Here is a 21005-nt window from a genome sequence, read left to right on the forward strand (position 1 = left end):
GTTTTGTCTCTGTGTATTAGCAGTTTTGTTTATAGGTTTTGTTTTAAGAGATAAGCCGCTAAACTAGCGGGCAATAAAACCCCTCGAAAATAGCCATAACCCCATGCCGAAATTTAGCTCTACGTTTTCCTTCCCTGTACAAATCTATTACGAAGATACCGATTTTTCTGGCGTGGTTTACCACCCTAACTTTTTGAAATATTTCGAGCGTGCCCGTGAGCATGTGATTGGTGCCGAGCGGTTAAATGCACTATGGCAACAAAGTCAATTGGGTTTTGCCGTGTATCGTACCGATATGGTATGCCATGAAGGTGTAGAGTTTGCCGATATTATTGATGTGCGTACTCAGTTTTATTTTGAAAGCAAGTACCGCACTGTATGGCAGCAAGAGATTTGGCGTCCACAGGGTAAAAAGCCTGCGGTTACTGCAACCATTGAGATGGTGTGTATGAATAAAGCCCGCCAACTAGCACCTATGCCCGCAGATTTAATCGCCGTCTTAAGCCTTGGTTTCGACTCAAACGAATAACACTAACGTGCACTATATTGCACTATTACGACATTAAGTAACGACTACATAACTGGTTAGATTGAGTGGCAAATTACGTCGCATAATGCAACTGTGCCCAGTTCATTTCAAGCTCAGCAGCACTCATGGGCTTTGCGTAATATAAACCTTGCAAGGTATCAACGCCCATCGCCACTAACCTATCCCTAATCTCGAGCGTTTCAATACCTTCGACAGTCACTTGATAACCTAATTTTTTGGCGATATTGATACTGGCTTCGAGGATATATTCAGATGCCTTATCCCGTTCAAGATCCTGTAAAAAGGCTTTATCAATTTTGACTTCATTGACGGGCAAATGCTTTAAATAAGCCAAAGAAGAATGGCCCGTACCAAAATCATCAATCGCGAGACTAACCCCTAACGCACGAATTTTATCTAGGGTTTCTACGGCTTTATTTAAGTCAGCCATCAGCGTACTTTCCGTAATTTCAATCATTAAAGATTCGGGAGGTAAATGATAATAAGCAAGGCGCGATGCAATTTCTTGGGGTAAGGTTTCACTGTCTAGATCCCGTGTAGAAAGGTTAACCGCTACACATAAATTAATCCCCGCGGTACGCCATTTTGCCTGTTGAGCTAAAACCTGTTCAAGGGCCCATTGACTCACCAAGTCAATCATTCCGGCATATTCAGCCAGAGGAATAAATTCTCCAGGAGAAATAGTCCCAAGCTCCTCATGCTGCCAACGTATTAAGGCTTCGACTTGGGTACACAACCCCGTTTGTATATTTTGCTTAGGTTGGTACACCATATATAAATGATTTTGCTGTAACCCTTTAGGAAGACTATCAATAATTTTGAGTTCTCGCAGTTGCCTTATATCATCATTCTCACTGTAACAGGCAATAGCACTGCGTGTTATACGCGCTTTTTTAAGGGCAAGATCGAGCCTTCGTAACATTTGGCTTGCATCAGCATGATGTGATTGAAGCTGCAAACATCCTATCTGCACACGAACACTCACTGGCGTATCATTGATACGAAAAGGCACTTGTAAACGACCACGTAAATGCAGTAATTGTTCTTCCGTCAGGTTTTGGTCATAGTAAAGAAAAAATTCATCACCGTTTAAACGAGCAATGAATCTAGGATTAAGGCTTAGGGAATATAAACGCTCAGCAAACTGCTTGAGTAAAATGTCACCAAAGACAAAGCCAAAGAGATCATTAACATAGCGAAAGCGATAAATATCAACTAAAACCATAGTCCCTCGAGTAAGCGGCATCATAGTGGCTAAAGTACGTTTTAGGCCCACTCGATTACTCAGCCTAGTAAGCTTATCTTTACCCATTCCCGCAGGCAGAGCGGTTAGCATCTCATTTAAGGAATCATAAAGCGGTGCAAACTCTTGGGGAACCGCAGAAATGTTAAGGGGCCGACGCTCAATCTTTTGCTGATCAAGTTGACAACATAGTTGAGCCAAAAACCGTTGTTGCAGACGTTGCGAGTGATATTTTGCTAGCAGAATATATAGCACGCCTATCAGGATAATAAGCAATGCTATAGCGATAAATTCCATCCTGATCATACCTAGGCCTCAACCTTAGCGCGCAGCCTAACTGCTATTGGTAACTTTCTCTAATTGAATGGAATTTTTCCATAAACTCATCACTGGCTAACGCATCCGCTGTCACAGGTAATCCCCTAGCAACAAACACATCAAGGCGCTGTTCAAGCTCGGTACCTGCACGTAATTCACCAGTATAAAAAGCGGCTGCACGGATAAAATCTAAGTAAGTGACATGTTCTGGTAGATAAGGCAAATCGGCCCAACGTTCAACTACGGCCATAACGTCAGGTGCAAAATCCCAACTTTTTAATACTGCGCGCCCAAGCGGGCCCTGCATTTTTCGCACTAAAGATCTTAATTGTTCGATACTGGCAAACAACTCTGGATGTGTCTCAGCCTCGGTAAGCACGGGTAAAGCACCAATATTATGGACTAATCCCGCCAAGGTTAGAGTGTCAAAGTTAAGCCCACTATTGGGTTTACTTTTATTGTACATGTGCAATATAGCGCAAGCTGCGGCAGTAACATCAATCGAAGTACGCCACACTTCATCCATCACTTCCCACACCATTTCATTGGTGGAGATAAAGAGTTGCTCCATCGCCACAGAAGTCGCAATACTTTTGATCTGAATTAACCCAATTCGGGAAACCGCGCCACTAATACTTTCTGCGGGAACACCACGGCTGTATAAAGCACTATTGGCCACTTTGATAATACGAGCTGAAATCGCCGCATCCTGGCCTATCACTTCAGCCACTTGTTTAAGGCTTGCATCTGGGCGCCCGACAACTTCCTGCACCCGCATTGCCACTTCTGGCAAGGTAGGTAACACGAGGGCATCCTCTTTTAGTTTTTTTAATAGTCCGACTAACAGTAGATGTTCAGTAGACATCTTAGCTCCCATCAATCTATCAACATATCAACATAAACATTGGATAGTTGGAGTATATCAGTTGGCTGTGATGAGATGGGTAGAAAAAGCAGCAGAGGTTAATAATTTGTAAGATGACAGTATTCATTTTCCCCGTAGAACACTTTTCTCACCCATATCTTAAAGATTAAAACGCTTATATTCGCAAAGTGTGAAGAACAACTAAAGTTAGGCGCCGCCATTTGCATAACCCTACCCCCATTGTGTAAAATGCCGCCCCCGCGCACTGCGCCTCTATCGTACTAATCAATTCGAGAGTCATTATGTTTAAACCAGAGCTACTATCCCCTGCCGGGACGCTGAAAAATATGCGCTACGCCTTTGCCTATGGTGCAGATGCAGTGTATGCCGGTCAGCCAAGATATAGCTTAAGGGTACGTAATAACGACTTTAAGATGGAAAACCTTGCCACTGGGATTGAAGAAGCCCATGCGCTCGGTAAAAAGCTCTATGTGGTCAGCAATATTGCCCCCCACAATGCCAAGCTCAAAACCTATATCAAGGACATGGAACCCGTAGTGGCGATGAAGCCAGATGCGCTGATCATGTCCGATCCGGGTTTAATCATGATGGTGCGTGAGGCCTTTCCCGATCAAGTGGTGCATTTATCCGTGCAGGCGAATGCCATCAACTGGGCCTCGGTCAAGTTTTGGCAAACCCAAGGGATTAAGCGCGTGATCCTGTCTCGCGAACTGTCCTTAGATGAAATTGAAGAAATTCGTCAGCGCTGCCCTGATATTGAACTCGAAGTGTTTGTACATGGCGCTCTGTGTATGGCCTATTCTGGCCGTTGTTTACTCTCGGGTTATATCAACAAACGCGATCCTAACCAAGGCACTTGTACTAACGCTTGTCGCTGGAAATACGATGTACACGAAGCGCAGCAAAACGACAGTGGCGATATTATTGCTATGCCTAATGCGGTACAAATCGAAACGCCAACCACCTTAGGGGCGGGGGCGCCAACGGATCAAATCTTCCTACTACAGGAAGCCAATCGTCCCGGCGAATATATGCCAGCCTTTGAAGATGAACATGGTACTTATATCATGAACTCTAAAGACTTACGGGCGATTCAACACGTTGAACGCCTAACCAAAATGGGCATAGACTCTCTTAAAATCGAAGGCCGTACTAAATCTTTCTATTATGTCGCACGTACAGCGCAGCTCTATCGCCAAGCCATTGAAGATGCCGCATCGGGTAAGACCTTTGATCGTAGCCTGATGAACCAGTTAGAAGGGCTCGCCCATCGCGGCTATACCGAAGGCTTTTTACGTCGCCATGTGCATGATGAATATCAAAACTACGACTATGGTTACTCGGTCAGTGACACACAACAATTTGTGGGTGAACTGACAGGCAAACGTAACCTAGCAGGCCTTGCTGAAATCGAAGTAAAAAATAAGTTTTCCGTGGGTGACAGTGTCGAGCTAATGACGCCGCAGGGTAATATGAACCTAACAATTGAACACCTAGAAAATCGCAAAGCTGAAGCGGTTGAAGCAGGTCTTGGTTCAGGGCACACTGTATATCTGCCCGTACCGAAGGAAGTCGATTTAAGCCACGGTATTTTACTGCGTAACCTGCCCCAAGGTCAGGATACTCGCAACCCACATGAACTAGGTTAAGGTATGGCATTACTGATCGACGATAGCTGCATCAACTGCGACATGTGCGAGCCTGAGTGTCCTAATCAGGCGATCACTATGGGTGAAGAGATCTATGAAATCGACCCTGATCGCTGCACTGAATGCGTTGGTCATTATGATAAACCGACCTGCGTCTCTGTTTGCCCAATTGATTGTATCGACCCCAATCCGAATCATGTTGAGTCGCAGGACGAACTGTTAGTCAAATTTGCAGTGCTAACACAAAAGATCTAGTCATAGGTGCCACTAATCAAAAAGCCCTGAGAGTAAACTCAGGGCTTTTGCTTTATCCCTACCAAACAATATTAATCTCGAAATATCAACACGCCCTAGTTAAAACTGGGGGATTTACTCAGAATCACCGTTGGCTTAGCCTCTATTTGTAATCGCTCAATGATCGCTGCCAGCTTTTCGATACTCAGACGTATCGGCGTTGGCATTGTTGAAAATTCGATGCTGAGTAATAGGTTTTTCACCTCAAGCCCCAATTCTGTATCCCCTTCAATATTCAGCTTACGCTGAAAAAATAACGTGTCAGGGTCTTCTTTGGCTGCTGCAACTAACACTAACTCTGCGGAGTTGGCACTAAAGGTAACCTGCGCCTGAGTTAACTCTCTCACTTGCCATTGACCATCAAAAGTCACTTCAAAATTCAGGTGTAAATCCTCAACTCGAATAGCAACCCATTTTCCTGCTAAAAAGTCCAGTTCATCATCCGCTGCCTGCGAAGCAAGCAAAAGCCCAAGCAATTGGCTAATCACTTTCGCCTTAAGGCTAAAAGGGACTTTTGCAAGGGGAAAACTCATCAACTTAGGTGTAATTTCAAGGAGTTGTTTTGCTAATTTTGCTGAAAAAACAGCGGACATAATCAATACCCTACAAAAATAAAACACGATATGTCCCAGTTTAGCGGGATTTTATGATCTTAAACCTGTTTTAAATCAATTCACCACGATTCAATCTTGCCTAAACTCAGCGGCTATCTATTTATCGGGAGCATAAATATGGAGCTTTTGTGTCCAGCAGGCAATTTGGCCTCACTCAAATCGGCACTGCAAGCCGGTGCAGACGCTGTGTATCTAGGGTTAAAAGACGATACCAATGCACGTTCATTTGCGGGATTAAACTTCACCCCAGCAAAGCTACAGGAAGCCACTGAGCTTACACATATACGCGGTAAGAAAATCTTTTTAACCTTAAACACATTTCCAAAACCAGGTGAAGAACATCGTTGGTATCAAGCAATAGATTTAGCCGCCAAACTCAATATGGATGCATTGATTGTTGCCGATCTTTCTTTGCTCGATTATGCCCATAAACATTATCCGCAGTTGCCACTGCATCTTTCTGTGCAGGCAAGCGCGACCAATCTGGGTGCCCTGAGTTTTTATAAAGACGCCTTCAATATTGCCCGCGTGGTTTTACCTCGGGTGCTCTCGATGAAACAAGTGCGCGATCTTGCTAAAGTCAGCCCCGTAGATTTAGAAGTGTTCGCCTTTGGCAGTCTGTGCATTATGGCTGAAGGGCGGTGTCATCTGTCCTCCTATGTTACTGGGCAATCGCCCAACACGGGCGGTTCTTGTTCGCCAGCCAAACACGTACGCTGGCAAGAAGAAGGACAAGATAGATTAACTCGACTCAATGATGTGCTTATTGATAAATCAGCCTTAGATGAGCAAATGGGTTACCCCGTGGTCTGTAAAGGCCGTTATCTCACCGAAGATCAGGACTCGCCCCAGTATTTACTTGAGTCTCCGACCAGTTTAAACACCTTAAGCCTTCTGCCTGAACTGGCTAAGGCTGGCATAGTGTCCTTAAAAATTGAAGGCCGTCAGCGTAGCCCTGCTTATGTTGAGCAAGTGACTAAAGTCTGGCGTCAAGCCATCGATACCTATCTGGAAAATCCCGATAAATTTCACAGTCAACCCCATTGGGAACAGGCCTTAGCGAAGGTTTCTGAAGGGCAGATCACAACGCTTGGTGCCTACGAGCGCAACTGGCAATAAGCAGAAATGCTCAACCAACAGACTGAAAGTAAGGAAGAGTTATGCGTATTTCCCTAGGACCATTACTGTATTGCTGGCAAAAACAACAGGTCATGGCCTTTTACCAACAAGTTGCAGCCAGCCAAATTCCGCTAGTCTATTTAGGAGAAGCTGTCTGTAGCCGCAGACGCGAACTCAAATGGGGGGATTATTTTGAGCTTGCGCAAATGCTCAAGCAGGCTGGTAAAGAAGTGGTGATTTCAACACTGGCATTAATTGAAGCGTCATCGGAATATACCGAGCTTAAGCGTCAAGTCGATAATGGCGAATTTATGATAGAAGCTAATGACATGGCTGCAGTCTACCTCGCCAAAGAACACAAATTACCCTTTGTCTGCGGTGCGAGTATCAACAACTATAACCGAGCTAGCCTAGATATTTTACATGGCTTTGGTATGCAACGATTTGTGATGCCTGTGGAATTATCTAAAGCTTGGCTACAACAAGTCATACAGAATAAACCCACTTTTGAGGTAGAAGTTTTTGGCCATGGCTATTTACCTCTGGCTCATTCAGCGCGCTGTTTTACTGCAAGACACAAACAACTCACTAAAGACAGTTGTGAAACAATTTGCCGCCAATATAGCAAGGGGCTGCTCGCTCAAACCCAAGAGATGCAGCCGCTATTAAGGCTTAATGGTATTCAAACCCAATCTGCAGCTTGTTTAGATTTAAGCAGTGAAATCGCAGCAATGAATACAATGGGAGTGGATGTATTTAGAGTCTCACCTAGCGGTACAGAATCGATCGTGCGAGCCGAAAGTTTAATCGAAGCCCTTAACATGCCTGAAATGGTACTCAATGCTCCTATAAAGGGTGAGCAATGTGATGGTTATTGGTTTGGTGAAGCTGGCCTGACTATTCATCACGCAACCTAGTAACTGACGCCAACTAAGTCAGCCTCAATAATCAACCTTTGGGTTATAGGTTAGTTGACTTAAAAGCAGTACCGTCATCCAACACAATAAACTACCAAGCCCTATCCATTCTAGTAGCGCTGGCCACCATGGTGTGGGTCTTGGAAGTTGTTGCACCATTTCTTGATAGAAAGGCCTATCGCCTTCTGTTAAGCCCAATTCCAATTGCGGCGCGTACAAAAACATCATCATGCTACAGAGCACTATCAAGGCTAATAACCAAGTCCAACGTCCGAATGCAGAACGGCCAACACTGGCCAAGATTAAATAGAATATTGCACTTAGGCTGCCAAAATAAAAAAACCATTTCAGCCCTAAAATATGTAAATGGTATACATTAACGGGGAATAAACCGACCCAAGCTAACGCAAAGAAGGTTAGGGCTAAACAGATAAAAAAAGGATATCCCCAACATGAAGTGACATTCTGTAATGAAGACAAACAATAAAAAACGATACTTAAACTGCCGAAGAATAATCCACCATTTAGGATAACTGCGAAGGGAGAATGTCCATATGTCCCTAATTCACTTAAAGTATGATTGAGAAAGTTGAAATACTGCTCATTTGAAGAATGAAAACCCAGTACCGACACAATAATCCCGAGCAATAACACAAAGATACCAAGAAAACCAAATTTAGTGGCAAGTGCAGCACTCTTTTTCATTTGACGCTTCTTATCGTAACAGTCATAAGTAAATTAGCGAATAGGAATAACATTAACTTACATGGAAATAGAAAGATTTAAAGCGGCACACATCCGCTTTATGATAATTTTTTACTTTCTCCATAATTTTTGATTTTTTAGTCATCCTTAAGCAGAACAATAGCTTCCCAGAAAAACCAATAAAACGATTGAGCATGCCACTACACTGCGCATAAAAATGTAATCTCGCTCAACAGTAACGTCATATCAAGGTTAAAACGGGCCACGCCTGCGGCTGGTCATGCTATTTTTCTATTCCCCTCCAGCCAGCTGACAATAACGACTAAAAAATCGCCAGGGGCTGCATTTCATGTCCTGAACATGATATTTTTTACTCGATCCTGAACAGATCACATAATCGGCGACACGATAATACGCTTATAAAAAGTGCATGAACAATAACGAGCTAACCAATTGATTAATTTAATATAGCATAGTGATAGCTTGATAAAAATGACTATAGACTAAAGTGGAGTACGTAAAAAATAACTATGCTGTTTTGCTGCTTATATCAAACTAACCAGCGAATCGTTTTACATAGGAAGGCGAAGCGAGTAATCTTCCCCCTTCTCGTTTTTGAGTTGAATGAAAATGCACCTTAACTGGCATTAAAAACAGTTTGGACTGCGGCTTATTCAAATTTATTTTGTGCGACTCGTACTTTAAGGTGTACACCATTGGCTACTGAACATAAAAACCGCAATATGAAGACGATACTCACCTTTATCGTCCCTTCGCTGATAGGTCTGCTGCTGTTTATGACCCCACTCAGCTACAACGATGCGATCACTATCCCTATCGCTATTATATCTAAAGCATTACAAAGTGCATTGAGTGAAGTACTCACTTTAATAGTGACTATTATTGTCGTGGCAATGGCTTTGGCCTCATTGCTCACAAAAATAGTTCAACCTAAGTTTGTCTTTAATAACCATTTTCTCAATGGGCTACTCAATATTAGCCCTTTATGGCTAACCACTCGTATTGTGGGTGCCGTGTTTATCGTACTCACTTACGGTGTTATTGGCCCTGAAGTAATTAACTCATCAAGCACTGGTGCGCTGGTTTTAAATGACCTGCTGCCAGTGTTATTTTGCGTATTTATATTTGCAGGAATGTTGTTACCGCTACTACTCAACTTTGGTCTGCTCGAACTTTTTGGCACGCTATTAACTAAGATTATGCGCCCCGTATTCAATCTACCGGGTCGCAGTGCTATCGACTGTATGGCTTCGTGGTTAGGTGATGGTAGCGTGGGGATTCTACTCACCAGCAAGCAATACGAAGCACGCTTTTATACCCAGAGAGAAGCCGCGGTTATTGGAACCACTTTCTCCGCAGTATCAATCACCTTCAGCTTAGTGGTGATCTCACAAGTGAAGTTAGAGCATATGTTTGTGCCCTTTTACTTAACCGTGTGCTTAGCGGGTTTTGCCGCCGCAGTGATTGTGCCAAAGTTACCGCCTCTTTCGTGGAAAAAAGATCATTACATCGACGATACCCCCCGTAAACCCGATGATGAAATTATTCCAACGGGGCACAGTGCTTTTTCTTGGGGCTTTGATAAAGCTTTAGAAAAAGCCGCCAGTACAGGAGGAATTAAAACCGTCTTACATGAGGGTATTAAAAACGTTGTTGATATGGTGTTTGGCATTATCCCCGTGGTAATGGCAATCGGTACTCTGGCACTGATTATCGCCGAACATACGCCCATCTTTAACTATTTAGGTATGCCATTTATTCCATTACTTGAATTACTGCATATTCCTGAAGCGACTGAAGCCTCTAAAACTATCGTTGTTGGCTTTGCCGATATGTTTATTCCTTCTATCCTCGCAAGCTCAATTGAGTCGGATATGACTCGCTTTGTGATTGCGGCGTTATCTGTGACTCAGTTGATTTATATGAGTGAAGTGGGCGCACTGCTGATCGGCAGTAAAATTCCGGTAAACTTTATTGAGCTATTCGTAGTGTTTATCCTGCGTACCTTAGTGACGCTGCCAGTGATTGCGGGTGTTGCTCACTTGCTGTTCTAAGCGCAACATCACCTTTGAAATATCAAGGGGAGTCAGGTTAACTGACTCCCCTTTTTTGTACTCACTCATACACGAACTGACAGTTTTGATTATATAGTGTGACTAAAGCGTACAAACGCCACTCGTAACCACACAACTCAGTTTTGGACAGAAGTACTTTAAGAATTTCTGGATAGCACTGCTGAGGATCAAACTTGGTCATTTAATTCTTTAAGTGCTGGCTTATGATGAGCCATGGCATTCGCTCACCGACACGCAGCGAGTCCATCCGTGGATGCTCGACCGCCCCGTCCATGGGGCGGACGGTCGTCTCGCCAATCACCATGGCTCACCTGTTTAACATCGGTGTAGCCTGTTTGTTTTAAAGTAGATATGCGACTTGTTTTGGGACAATAGCTTTTTAGCTAAACGAACAGCAGAAGTGTTAGTTAAGATTGGCATTGTTGTACCAGTGACCGTTGGCGGCATGGATGCCGCCGTCGAGCCTATAGGGATATATTTACGGCGAGTCACTGGGGAAACAGTGACAATTTATGTAGCACAACTGACGATAAAGTTATCTTGCTTTGGGGCAAAAGTGAGTTAACTCAACCTATCGGCTCTCATTGCATCCTGGCATCCTGATGTGAATCTTGACAAGTTAAGTCCAAGCTAATCCACCTTTTTGTCATCTGCATGTCACTTAAGCTTCATCATTCAGTCAAAGCACGTGACTACTCTCTAAGGCAGTCAACAGCCGCATAGGGTGAATATCAGATGACTGGAGCCAACTACAGAGGGCTTGAGCGCACTCTTAGCCACACACTCAACCATCCCCGCAACCGTCCCAGTAACTATTCCAACAACCCATCCACTATTAATACCGTCTCCTTCTCAACGCCAACCATTTCCAGCTTAATCAATGCAGCTAACAGCCACACTACAACAGTTAACGCCCTTTGGCTCTCGGATATCCATTTAGGCTGTAAAGATTGTAAGGCTGATTATCTACTTAGCTTGCTCACAACTGTGCGCTGCCAGCACTTGTATTTAGTGGGAGATATAGTCGATTTATGGGCGCTTAAACGTAAATTACATTGGCCAGATAGCCACAACAAAGTGCTGCAAAAAATCATCGAGTTGGCGCAAAACGGTACCCAAGTGATTTATCTACCAGGCAACCATGACGAACTGATAAAACCCTATGCCGAGCTTAGCCTTTGGAATATCAAAATTGCCCACCAACATATTCACCAAGGGATTGGTGGTCATAAACTATTGATGCTCCACGGTGATCAATTTGATTCCGATGTCTGTGTCGGTCGTTTTTATGCCATGTTGGGTGATAACTTATACGATTTATTGTTATTTCTAAATCGTCATCTTCACCGTCTACGTGAACGCTTTGGTTACCCCTATTGGTCACTGGCAAGTTACATCAAATCCAGAGTGGGTAAAGCTCAGGTTGCCATTAGCCGCTATCGCCAAGCCGTGATCAACTATGCCCAACACTTTGATGTTGATGGTGTTATCTGCGGCCATATACATCAACCCGAGCTATCAACTCACCCAAGATCGGTTAATAACAGTACGCCAGGTAAGCGTCAGATTATTTACGCTAACGACGGGGATTGGGTCGAAAACTGCAGCTTAATGACTGAAACCCTCACAGGTGAATTACAGCTTTGCCGCTGGAATGAACAAACGCTCAATCTCGATATTCTCAACAGTATCGCATTAGTTCAACAGCCGCCTGAAACGCCCAAAAGCAAACAACAAAAAACGGCTCTGCAACAGGTGCCAAACACAAATACTGGTGAAATTCGCCCAAGGGATGTTGCCTAACATTATGAATCAATTACATAACGCTATAAAACACAATAAACCAGTGCTAAACAGCAGCCTTAGCGATAACAACCAAACGGTGCCGCTGACTGCGTTTAAGGCAAATACCATGATTTTTACCGTCGATAACGTGGTTGAACATAATCTTCCCACGATCAATGGCAAGCCTTGGCTCGCTAAACCCGCCAAAGCCATGCTGCGTTATCTTCTTAATGAGAAAGAATGCAATGATATCGCTAATCAATTTGCCTACTTACAAGGTATCGACTTTGTTGAGCAAGTATTAGCAAGTTTCGATTTTAGCTTTACTGTCCCAGCCAATGAGATTGAAAACATCCCCTGCGAAGGACGAGTCATTATCTTCGCAAACCATCCGATAGGTTCACTCGATGCACTCGCACTGATTAAGTTAATCAGCGAAATTCGTCCCGATATTAAAGTCGTTGCCAACGAACTCCTGATGGCACTGGAGCCTTTACATTCCATTTTGCTCCCCGTACGCAATATGACAGGTGGCACACCAAAACAGCATTTAGAGAATATCCACCAGCATCTGCGTAATGAAGGTGCTGTGCTGATTTTCCCCTCGGGCGAAGTCTCGCGCCTGCGACCCAACGGGGTAAGAGATACCCAATGGCATTCGGGTTTTTTAAAAATGGCCATTTCCTGCAATGCGCCTTTATTGCCTATCTATCTTGATGCCAAAAATTCAGCCACCTTCTACGGCGCATCCATGATTTATAAACCGCTGGCGACACTACTATTAGTCAAAGAGATGTTCAAACAAGCCAAACGCAATATGCCTATCCGCATTGGTGAGCTTATTCCCAACGAAGCCGTGCGTTCGATGGATTTTCCGCTTAAAACCAAAATAAAACTGTTGAAGAATCATTTATATCGAATAGGTAAAGATAAAGAACCGCTGTTTATTACCCAGAGTGCTATCGCTCATCCTGAATCCAGAAGAGAGTTACAAAGCGCATTACAACACTGTGAGCTTTTGGGTGAAACTCAAGATAAGAAACAGATCTACCTCTACCAGCATCACGATAGCAATCCCATCATGAGGGAAATTGGTCGCTTACGAGAAATCGCCTTTCGTGCTGTGGGAGAAGGAACAGGTAAACGCCGTGATATCGATAAATACGACTCTTACTATCAGCATCTTGTCCTGTGGGATAAAGAACTATTCGAAATTGTTGGTGCCTATCGTTTTGCTAGTGGTGATAAGGTGTTAGCTCAATACGGCGATAACGCGCTTTATAGCCAATCCCTATTTCAATATGCGGACTGTTTTATGCCCTATGTCAAACAAGGCTTAGAACTCGGTCGCAGTTTTGTGCAGCCAAAATATTGGGGAAAACGTAGCTTAGACTACCTGTGGTTTGGCATTGGGGCGTTTCTGGCTAAACATCCTGAATATCGTTATTTATTTGGCCCTGTATCCATCAGTAATCAGCTTCCCGGCAGTGCACGGGAAATGCTTGTGCACTTTTACTCGAGAGAATTTGCTCCAACACAAGCGATGGCTGTTTCTATGTCACCCTTTGGGCTATCACAACAGCAAAAAGCACAATTAGATAACTTATATCATCATGATGATTACCAAAATAATTTCAAACAGCTTAAACAAATGCTGGCGAGCATGGGCGCCGCAGTTCCAACGCTTTACAAACAATATGGCGAACTCTGTCGGGCTGACGGGGTTAAATTCCTCGCTTTTGGTATTGATGCCGATTTTGGAGATTGTATTGATGGCCTAGTACTGGTCGATACCCATAAGCTAAAAGGTAAAAAATACCAACGCTACATTGGCGTGCATTTACCTGAAGCTGAGCGCATGTTTATCGCACCGGAAGATGACCACGATGATCAGGACTAGCTTAGCAAAGTACAACTTAATCTTAATGCTGCTAAAGGTTAAGACTTTGTAATAATGAGTTGGATAATTAAACATCACTCTGTTATAAGTATCTGTAATGCAGTGCATTAACAGGGGAAGTACCATGACGATCTTCATCGCCGATATTATGAGTACCCGAGTCGTCACAGTCGAAATGGACGATCGGCTCACTGTGGCAAAGGAAATATTCGATCAAGCAAGTTTCCATCATTTGCTGGTTGTTGATGAGTATCAATTAGAGGGTGTGCTATCTGAGCGAGATCTACTGCGAGCAATTAGTCCTAATCTTGGCAGTAGCGCCGAAACCATCAAAGATTTAGAGACCTTGCAAAAACGGGTGCATCAAGTGATGACCCGTGACCCGATAACAGTGGCTCCTCACATCAACTTGGACACAGCGACTCGCCTGTTACTGGATAACAATATTGGCTGCTTACCCGTACTAGAGAATGGGAACTTGGTCGGAATTGTCACTTGGAAGGATTTACTAAGAGCCTATTGTGAATGTCGTGCTCAAAATCAAAGCGAGTGCTAAACCTTGGCTGCACTCGCTTTTCGACAATAAGGCTTTTCTACAATCAGATAGTGATGTTCAGATAGTGACGTTCAGATAGTGACGTTAAATCGCCCATCCGCCCATATAAAACACAACTAAGCCTAAGGTAATGGCTAATACACCCACCTTTAACTTACGCCATTCACCACTGCAAATACGACCAATCACTAAAGTGACAAAGCCCAGCATAATGCCCGTCACAATATTGCAGCTTAAAATGATAAATACTGCGCAGGTCAATCCCGCCATAGCATCAACTTTATCGTTAAAGTCGAGCTTTGCCACATTACTCAGCATCAATAAACCTACGTACATCAGCGCGGGGGCCGTTGCATAAGCAGGGACTAAGTAGCTCAAAGGCGCGAGGAAAACCATAAACACAAACAACACGCCAACAATCGTTGCCGTTAAACCGGTTTTACCACCCGCGGCAGTGCCTGCGGCTGACTCGATATACACAGCGGCAGGGGCGCCACCGACTACACCTGCAAACATACTACTCACAGAATCCGATGTCAGTGCTCTACCGCCGCCAACAATATTATCATCTTTATCCAGTAGGTTAGCTTGCCCTGCCACTGCACGAATAGTGCCTGTTGCATCAAAAATAGCTGTCATCACTAAAGCAAGCACAATCGGTAATACCACAGGATTAAAGGCGCCCATAATATCGAGTTGCCCAATTAGTGAATGCTCAGAGGTAAAATCGGGGAAGGCAAATAAGCCTTGGTATTTCACGCTCGGATCGAACACTAAACCAAATACCGATAACGCGATAATAACCAACAGAATACCGCCTGGTACACCACGGCGCTCTAAACCAATTGTCGCTGCTAAACCGATAACAGTAGCGATAACAGGTAAGCTGTTAATATCACCTAACTTTACGGGTAAGCCTGAACTATTTGCCACAATCAACTGCACACTGTTAGTAGCAATCAAGAGTAAAAACAAACCGATACCTATACCAGTACCATGGGCAATGCCTTTAGGTAAATTAGCGAGCACCCACTGACGAATGCCTGTCACACTCACAAGCGTAAATGTCACACCCATCAGGAAAATCGCGCCTAAGGTGACCGGAATCGACATGCCCTGACCTAGTACCAAACTAAATGCGGTAAAGGCCGTGAGTGAAATGGCGCAACCAATCGCCATGGGTAAGTTGGCCCATAATCCCATCAGCAAAGAACCGAAAGAAGCAATTAAACAGGTTGCGATAAATACAGCACCGGGATCAAATCCTGCTTGTCCCAGCATATTGGGTACCACAATCACTGAATAAACCATGGCAAGGAAGGTCGTTAACCCTGCAATGACTTCTTGACGAACTGTGCTACCACGTTGATGAATTGAAAAGTAACGGTTTAGAAATGAACCTGAGGATACGGTTGTTGAACTTAAGTGCTCAGACATAATGTAGTTATACCTTGTGATCTCTTAAAATTAGGGTCGATACCAGAGTGTAAAAAACACGATTGGCGACGCTGGCTGCGGCAGATTAGAGCCCCAAATTCATCGAATGTGGGTGAGAGATCCACATCATTTTCCTACTGCGGGAAAAATCCATGATCTGCAAGCAGTGATACTTCGCAATGGCTAAAACACATTAACCATATTGACGCAGCCGTTGTTGGCCGCGGATGATACTGGAATATCCCAAGGATAGCTAAGACATCGCCAGCACTTCGATAAAAAATTAGTGATAAAATCCGAAATCAGTTGTTCAACAAACAACCAAATCTTATGACATCACTGTCGTTTTAGATCACGGAAAAACCATTAATACTCTGTCAGAACAAGACCAAACTAATCAGATGCACAAAACACCTGACATCAAAACACGCTCACAATTCACTATTAATGAAAATGTAATATGCGATCTAAGTTGGGTTATTGAATAAAAAACGCACTCGCTTTTACAGCCAGATGAATATGACTTATGCTTAGAACTCTCCACATTAAGGCTACCGTTGGTAAAACTATGAAAGGAAAAGAATTGGTTATGGACGAGAGACGCAAATTTTCGCGGATTTTATTCGCTGCCAGCGCATCACTGCACCAAGGAAACGAGCATTGGCAAACCACCATTCTCGACCTCAGCCTTAATGGCGCATTGGTTGAAGAACCACATGACTTTATTAACTCAGGAAAACCGATTCGGCTAAGTTTTACCCTGCCTGAATCCGATATTGAACTGCAAATGGAAACCGAGTTAGTCCATCAAAGAAACGCCCAGCTTGGTTTAAAATGTAACTTTATTGATGTCGATAGCATTAGCCATCTTAAACGCATGGTTGAGCTCAATCTTGGCGATGCTACTCTGCTTAACCGAGAACTTGCATTTTTTATTGAAGAACACAATAACGCCCATTAAGCGCACTTATTAACCCCAATATAAGCATTGCTTATATTGGGGTGCACTCAACCACTAAGCTAAATCGCCTCTAAGGCTTCTGATAGTTTTGAAACACCGATAACTTCCATCCCTATAGGAGGCTTTTTAGGCACATTAGCCTTAGGGACTATCGCTCGTTTAAAGCCATGTTTAGCCGCTTCGATTAATCGCTCTTGTCCATTTGGCACTGGCCGAATTTCGCCCGATAACCCGACTTCACCAAATGCGACCAAATCACTGGGTAAAATCTCGCCACGAAAACTCGATACCATTGCCAGTAATAGGGTTAAGTCCGCACTGGTTTCCGTCACTTTAACGCCGCCGACTACGTTAACAAACACATCCTGATCCGACATTTGCAAACCGCCATGGCGATGCATAACCGCCAGTAACATGGCTAAACGGTTTGCATCCATCCCAACAGCCACGCGGCGCGGATTAGACATAGCCGAGTTATCCACCAGCACTTGCAGTTCTACTAACAGCGGTCGTGTACCTTCCCACACCACCATCACTAAAGAACCAGACGATTCCTCTTCACCACGGGAAAGGAAGATAGCTGAAGGATTAGCGACTTCTTTTAAGCCGCGCTCTGTCATGGCAAATACACCTAACTCATTGATTGCACCGAAACGGTTTTTGTGGGAACGCAAGGTACGGTAACGACTGTCACTATCCCCCTCAAACATCACTGAACAATCAATACAATGCTCAAGCACCTTAGGGCCAGCAAGGCTACCGTCCTTAGTGACATGGCCCACCATAATCACGGCTATACCATTTTGTTTCGCAAAACGCGTCAAATAAGAAGCAGACTCTCGTACCTGCGACACACTGCCAGGACTTGATGCCACATCACTCATATGCATGACCTGAATCGAATCAACCACAATCACCTTAGGTAATTCTTTTAGGGCAACCTCACAAATTTGCTCGACACTGGTTTCCGATAACATCCGTAATTTATTGGTCGGTAAACCCAAACGATGGGCGCGCATGGCAACCTGCTGTAAAGACTCTTCACCCGTTACGTATAATGCCGGCATTTGTTCAGCCAAATAACAGAGCGTTTGCAACAACAGGGTACTTTTACCGGCTCCAGGGTGACCACCGATAAGAATCGCTGAACCTGGGACAATCCCGCCCCCCAGCACTCGGTCGAGTTCTCCAAAGTGACTCAAAATTCGCGGTAACGCATTCAAATCGATTTGATCTAAGGTTTTGACTTCACTACTACTTGCCCCTGCATAACCTGCAAACTTAGTCCCTCGCCCAGGCGAAGCAGCACCGAGTCTAACTTCGGTAATCGTATTCCATTCTTGGCAGGCGCTACATTGGCCTTGCCAACGAGGAAAGTCTTGCCCACACTCATTACACACGTACGCAGTTTTATTCTTTGCCATAACTCATTAAAATCTGTATAAAATAAATTTAAGTAACTGTGAATACTGCCGACATAAGACTAACACAGCACGGCATATACCCAAACAACCTGAAGATGCTGAAACTCGTATATTCAGGTAGCTTGGGTATTAATAAGCATTAGAAAAGAACCCTATATGAGTTTAGATAACCACAGTGCACTCATCGAACAACTTAAGCCGCTGCTCATGGAACCTAACTTCCAAGAGATTTTCCAGCAGCTAACGATTGATGAAACCAATTCGACACGTTTTCTATTAAAAATGGAACTCAATCGTTTGGCGTCGCCTTGTACACGTATTATCGATCTTAGGGATAAATCTGAGCTTCCCTGTACTGAAGCTATGCTCGGCCAACAACGCCACTTTTTAGATGAACCCGCCAAACACAGTCTTCAAGAAGCCATGTCACTTTATCGTAATCAATATACGCTAGGAGTATATGAATATGTTATCGCGGCTCATCAACAACGTCGCCAAAAATTACGCCAAGGTATACAACAAGCGGACTCTGCAATAGAACCTGAGCCTTTTATGGTGCCAGGCGTTGTTTTGGGAAGTTATTTTAATCGCACTGAAGAACGAATGAATTACAGCATTCGTATTATGGCCTCACAAATTGGACGTGGAGAGCTGCCAGGCATTACAGCCGATCTCTCCGTCAATGGCGCTCGTATTCGACTTCCGGCGAATCATCCATTTGATCTTGATAAACCGTTAAAAGTAAAACTGCTTGAGCTTAGTGAAGAATACTATTATCCAGACCTCCAACTCGGTGTCGACTACGAAATCGTCGACAAACAAACCAATAGTGAGTTTATTTGGTTAAGACTTAAACGTATTAGTGGCACTGAGGCCCTTGGGCAAATGCTCAGCAATTTGATCCGTGGTTACAAATTACGTTATAAATTAGATGTTAACGATGTCCTAGTTACCGCCTCTGGTTTAGGATTGGAGCGCCATTATTTACCGCATTTGCCACATTTACCGCTCTACTTCAATAGCCAAACCCAAGGCTTGAGTCATATGTTACTCAGCCGCGATAACCAACAAATAGTACATTATTTTCAGGATGAAAATGATGTCAGCCAATTACCCGCCATGCTAACGCAAACCAGGCTATCCGCATTACTCAATCACCCTGAAGATCCAGATAATGGATTATTTTTTAGCTTTACTTATAACGCTCAGGGGTGCTTATGTTTTTATTCTGCAACCTTAGCCGAGCTAAAAGCTAAGGGCATGATGCCATTATTTTTAGGTTTTGCATCGACAAAACCAAGTTGGCGCATCTTTAAGCTCACCCAAGATAAAATCTACCACGCTAAGGGATACCGTCGCGCTACATTACCGGGGGATGAAGCTAAATACAGCCCCATCGTCGAACAACAACTTGCTCAATTCAGCCATTTGCTACAACTTGTCGATCTTACAAATGAAGAAGCAAGGGCTGACTATAAAGCTTGGCAAGATAATAGTAATGTCAATGCTCTGAAAACCTTTGCCCAACAAAAGCTAACCACACACCCAATTAAATCCATTTCAATGCAGTTTAGTGAGCGTAGACAAGAAGCCCGTTTTGCTTTTAAAACCTTAGTGAATATTTCACAAGATGAGCTAAAGGCCTCGGGAATTAGCCTAGATATATCCAGTAGAGGTATGCAGTTAACCCTAGATCATCCAACAGAGTTCTCGTCGAATAAACCTCTGATGCTCAGCTTTCCAAAGTTACAAACGATTGCGGGTAAAACTCAACTCGATCACCTTCCCTATCGTTTAGTGAGAACGCGAAAAAATGGTGTCACCTTGCATTTAACCGCCATTATGGGTCACACCCCCCATGTAGGGGTCGAGTTTTTAAATAAACTCATTGCCCACAATAAGGAAAAACTCGAACAACTGACACAAAACGATAACGAAGCAAAAGAACTCGCCGATGGCTTAAAAAACATTCTGCTGCATCATCTATGTTCTGTACCCTATTTTGTTGAAAAAACCACTAAATCAGCTCAAATAGCCTGCCTTGGTATTGGTACAGAACAGGATGATATCAGTGCTATTTTTGCGGCTGGCACCTCAGATATACTGCAATACAATTTGGGGCCGCTGCTCAAGGATGGCTTTTTTAAGCGTGATATTCTCGATCCTATACGTCAAATGAAACCCCAACAAGATATGGATTTTATTGAAGTATTCATCCAACTGACACGCCAATCTCGAGGGCAAATCCACCTAAAATGCGTACTAGCAAACGAAATGATTAACACACAAGTGAAGCTCGCTTTTATTCATCAGAGTAAAATAGCGGGACGATTTATGGCATTACGCATCTACCGCGGTGCAACGGAAAAACCCGATATGAGCTATCTTCGCCGCGAGCTTGAATATATTAATATTCATGCAAATCACAAAGCTAAACAGCTAGAAGAACAACTATGGCGCATTATTGGTGTGGGGGAATTACTGGATATCACCCAAGAAGTAGAACTGAGATATCCTGCATTACATCAAAAAAGTGTTAATTGATGCTATG

At 43.7% G+C, this 21005-nt stretch carries 18 protein-coding genes; 12 read left to right on the forward strand and 6 right to left on the reverse strand.

The genetic code is table 11. The features are described 5' to 3' along the window. The first annotated feature begins 103 nt into the window (after window positions 1-103). Window positions 104-529 (forward strand): thioesterase family protein, encoded by a 426-nt coding sequence (locus MZ182_RS14695; RefSeq protein ID WP_011919727.1) that lies wholly within the window; start codon window positions 104-106, stop codon window positions 527-529. A 73-nt stretch (window positions 530-602) separates the two neighbouring features. Here MZ182_RS14695 and MZ182_RS14700 read toward each other — a convergent pair whose 3' ends face one another. Then, window positions 603-2099: a putative bifunctional diguanylate cyclase/phosphodiesterase gene (locus MZ182_RS14700; RefSeq protein ID WP_248065764.1), complete on the reverse strand. Its 1497-nt coding sequence runs from the start codon at window positions 2097-2099 to the stop codon at window positions 603-605. A gap of 34 nt (window positions 2100-2133) precedes the next feature. After that, the gene (locus MZ182_RS14705; protein ID WP_011919729.1) at window positions 2134-2976 is read right to left on the reverse strand and encodes an HDOD domain-containing protein; all 843 of its coding nucleotides are present in this window, start codon (window positions 2974-2976) and stop codon (window positions 2134-2136) included. A 302-nt stretch (window positions 2977-3278) separates the two neighbouring features. Between MZ182_RS14705 and yegQ the strand changes: the two genes are divergently transcribed. Together yegQ and MZ182_RS14715 are read left to right on the forward strand one after the other, a co-directional pair. After that, window positions 3279-4646 (forward strand): tRNA 5-hydroxyuridine modification protein YegQ, encoded by a 1368-nt coding sequence (gene yegQ, locus MZ182_RS14710; protein ID WP_011788561.1) that lies wholly within the window; start codon window positions 3279-3281, stop codon window positions 4644-4646. Between the two features lie 3 nt (window positions 4647-4649). Then, entirely contained in the window at window positions 4650-4901 is a 252-nt protein-coding gene (locus MZ182_RS14715; protein ID WP_248065763.1) for a YfhL family 4Fe-4S dicluster ferredoxin, read from the forward strand. Window positions 4902-4996: 95 nt separating this feature from the next. On the opposite strand, the gene ubiT is transcribed toward MZ182_RS14715, so the two are convergent. After that, window positions 4997-5533 (reverse strand): ubiquinone anaerobic biosynthesis accessory factor UbiT, encoded by a 537-nt coding sequence (gene ubiT, locus MZ182_RS14720; RefSeq protein WP_011788559.1) that lies wholly within the window; start codon window positions 5531-5533, stop codon window positions 4997-4999. A gap of 138 nt (window positions 5534-5671) precedes the next feature. Between ubiT and ubiU the strand changes: the two genes are divergently transcribed. Together ubiU and MZ182_RS14730 are read left to right on the forward strand one after the other, a co-directional pair. Then, on the forward strand, window positions 5672-6673 hold the full coding sequence (gene ubiU, locus MZ182_RS14725) for a ubiquinone anaerobic biosynthesis protein UbiU (protein WP_011788558.1): 1002 nt from the start codon (window positions 5672-5674) through the stop codon (window positions 6671-6673). Window positions 6674-6714: 41 nt separating this feature from the next. Next, window positions 6715-7590 carry a U32 family peptidase gene (locus MZ182_RS14730; protein ID WP_248065762.1) on the forward strand — a complete coding sequence of 292 codons (876 nt, stop codon included), beginning with the start codon at window positions 6715-6717 and terminating at the stop codon, window positions 7588-7590. Between the two features lie 24 nt (window positions 7591-7614). Here the strand turns inward: MZ182_RS14730 and MZ182_RS14735 are convergent, their stop codons facing one another. Then, complete coding sequence (locus MZ182_RS14735) at window positions 7615-8295, reverse strand: hypothetical protein (RefSeq protein ID WP_248065761.1); 681 nt, start codon at window positions 8293-8295, stop codon at window positions 7615-7617. 716 nt (window positions 8296-9011) lie between these two features. Between MZ182_RS14735 and MZ182_RS14740 the strand changes: the two genes are divergently transcribed. From MZ182_RS14740 to MZ182_RS14760, 5 genes are all read left to right on the forward strand, one after another. Beyond that, window positions 9012-10370: a YjiH family protein gene (locus MZ182_RS14740; protein ID WP_248065760.1), complete on the forward strand. Its 1359-nt coding sequence runs from the start codon at window positions 9012-9014 to the stop codon at window positions 10368-10370. 421 nt (window positions 10371-10791) lie between these two features. Then, window positions 10792-10956 carry a hypothetical protein gene (locus MZ182_RS14745; RefSeq protein ID WP_248065759.1) on the forward strand — a complete coding sequence of 55 codons (165 nt, stop codon included), beginning with the start codon at window positions 10792-10794 and terminating at the stop codon, window positions 10954-10956. A 170-nt stretch (window positions 10957-11126) separates the two neighbouring features. Beyond that, entirely contained in the window at window positions 11127-12194 is a 1068-nt protein-coding gene (locus tag MZ182_RS14750) for a UDP-2,3-diacylglucosamine diphosphatase (RefSeq protein WP_011788553.1), read from the forward strand. After that, window positions 12184-14076, forward strand: a complete 1893-nt coding sequence (locus MZ182_RS14755; RefSeq protein WP_011788552.1) for a GNAT family N-acyltransferase — start codon at window positions 12184-12186, stop codon at window positions 14074-14076. The genes MZ182_RS14750 and MZ182_RS14755 overlap by 11 nt, the downstream gene beginning before the upstream one ends. A gap of 124 nt (window positions 14077-14200) precedes the next feature. After that, complete coding sequence (locus MZ182_RS14760) at window positions 14201-14632, forward strand: CBS domain-containing protein (RefSeq protein ID WP_011788551.1); 432 nt, start codon at window positions 14201-14203, stop codon at window positions 14630-14632. 84 nt (window positions 14633-14716) lie between these two features. On the opposite strand, the gene MZ182_RS14765 is transcribed toward MZ182_RS14760, so the two are convergent. Beyond that, window positions 14717-16069, reverse strand: coding sequence for an NCS2 family permease (locus tag MZ182_RS14765; protein ID WP_248065758.1), 1353 nt, complete (start codon window positions 16067-16069; stop codon window positions 14717-14719). Window positions 16070-16658: 589 nt separating this feature from the next. Between MZ182_RS14765 and MZ182_RS14770 the strand changes: the two genes are divergently transcribed. Further along, window positions 16659-17030 (forward strand): PilZ domain-containing protein, encoded by a 372-nt coding sequence (locus tag MZ182_RS14770; RefSeq protein WP_011788549.1) that lies wholly within the window; start codon window positions 16659-16661, stop codon window positions 17028-17030. Between the two features lie 59 nt (window positions 17031-17089). Here MZ182_RS14770 and radA read toward each other — a convergent pair whose 3' ends face one another. Then, entirely contained in the window at window positions 17090-18454 is a 1365-nt protein-coding gene (gene radA / locus MZ182_RS14775) for a DNA repair protein RadA (protein ID WP_011788548.1), read from the reverse strand. 156 nt (window positions 18455-18610) lie between these two features. On the opposite strand from radA, the gene MZ182_RS14780 reads away from it, so the two are divergent. Next, window positions 18611-20998 carry a PilZ domain-containing protein gene (locus MZ182_RS14780; RefSeq protein WP_248065757.1) on the forward strand — a complete coding sequence of 796 codons (2388 nt, stop codon included), beginning with the start codon at window positions 18611-18613 and terminating at the stop codon, window positions 20996-20998. Window positions 20999-21005: the final 7 nt, after the last annotated feature.

Source organism: Shewanella sp. JNE2 (genome assembly GCF_023159115.1).
Lineage (GTDB): Bacteria > Pseudomonadota > Gammaproteobacteria > Enterobacterales > Shewanellaceae > Shewanella > Shewanella putrefaciens.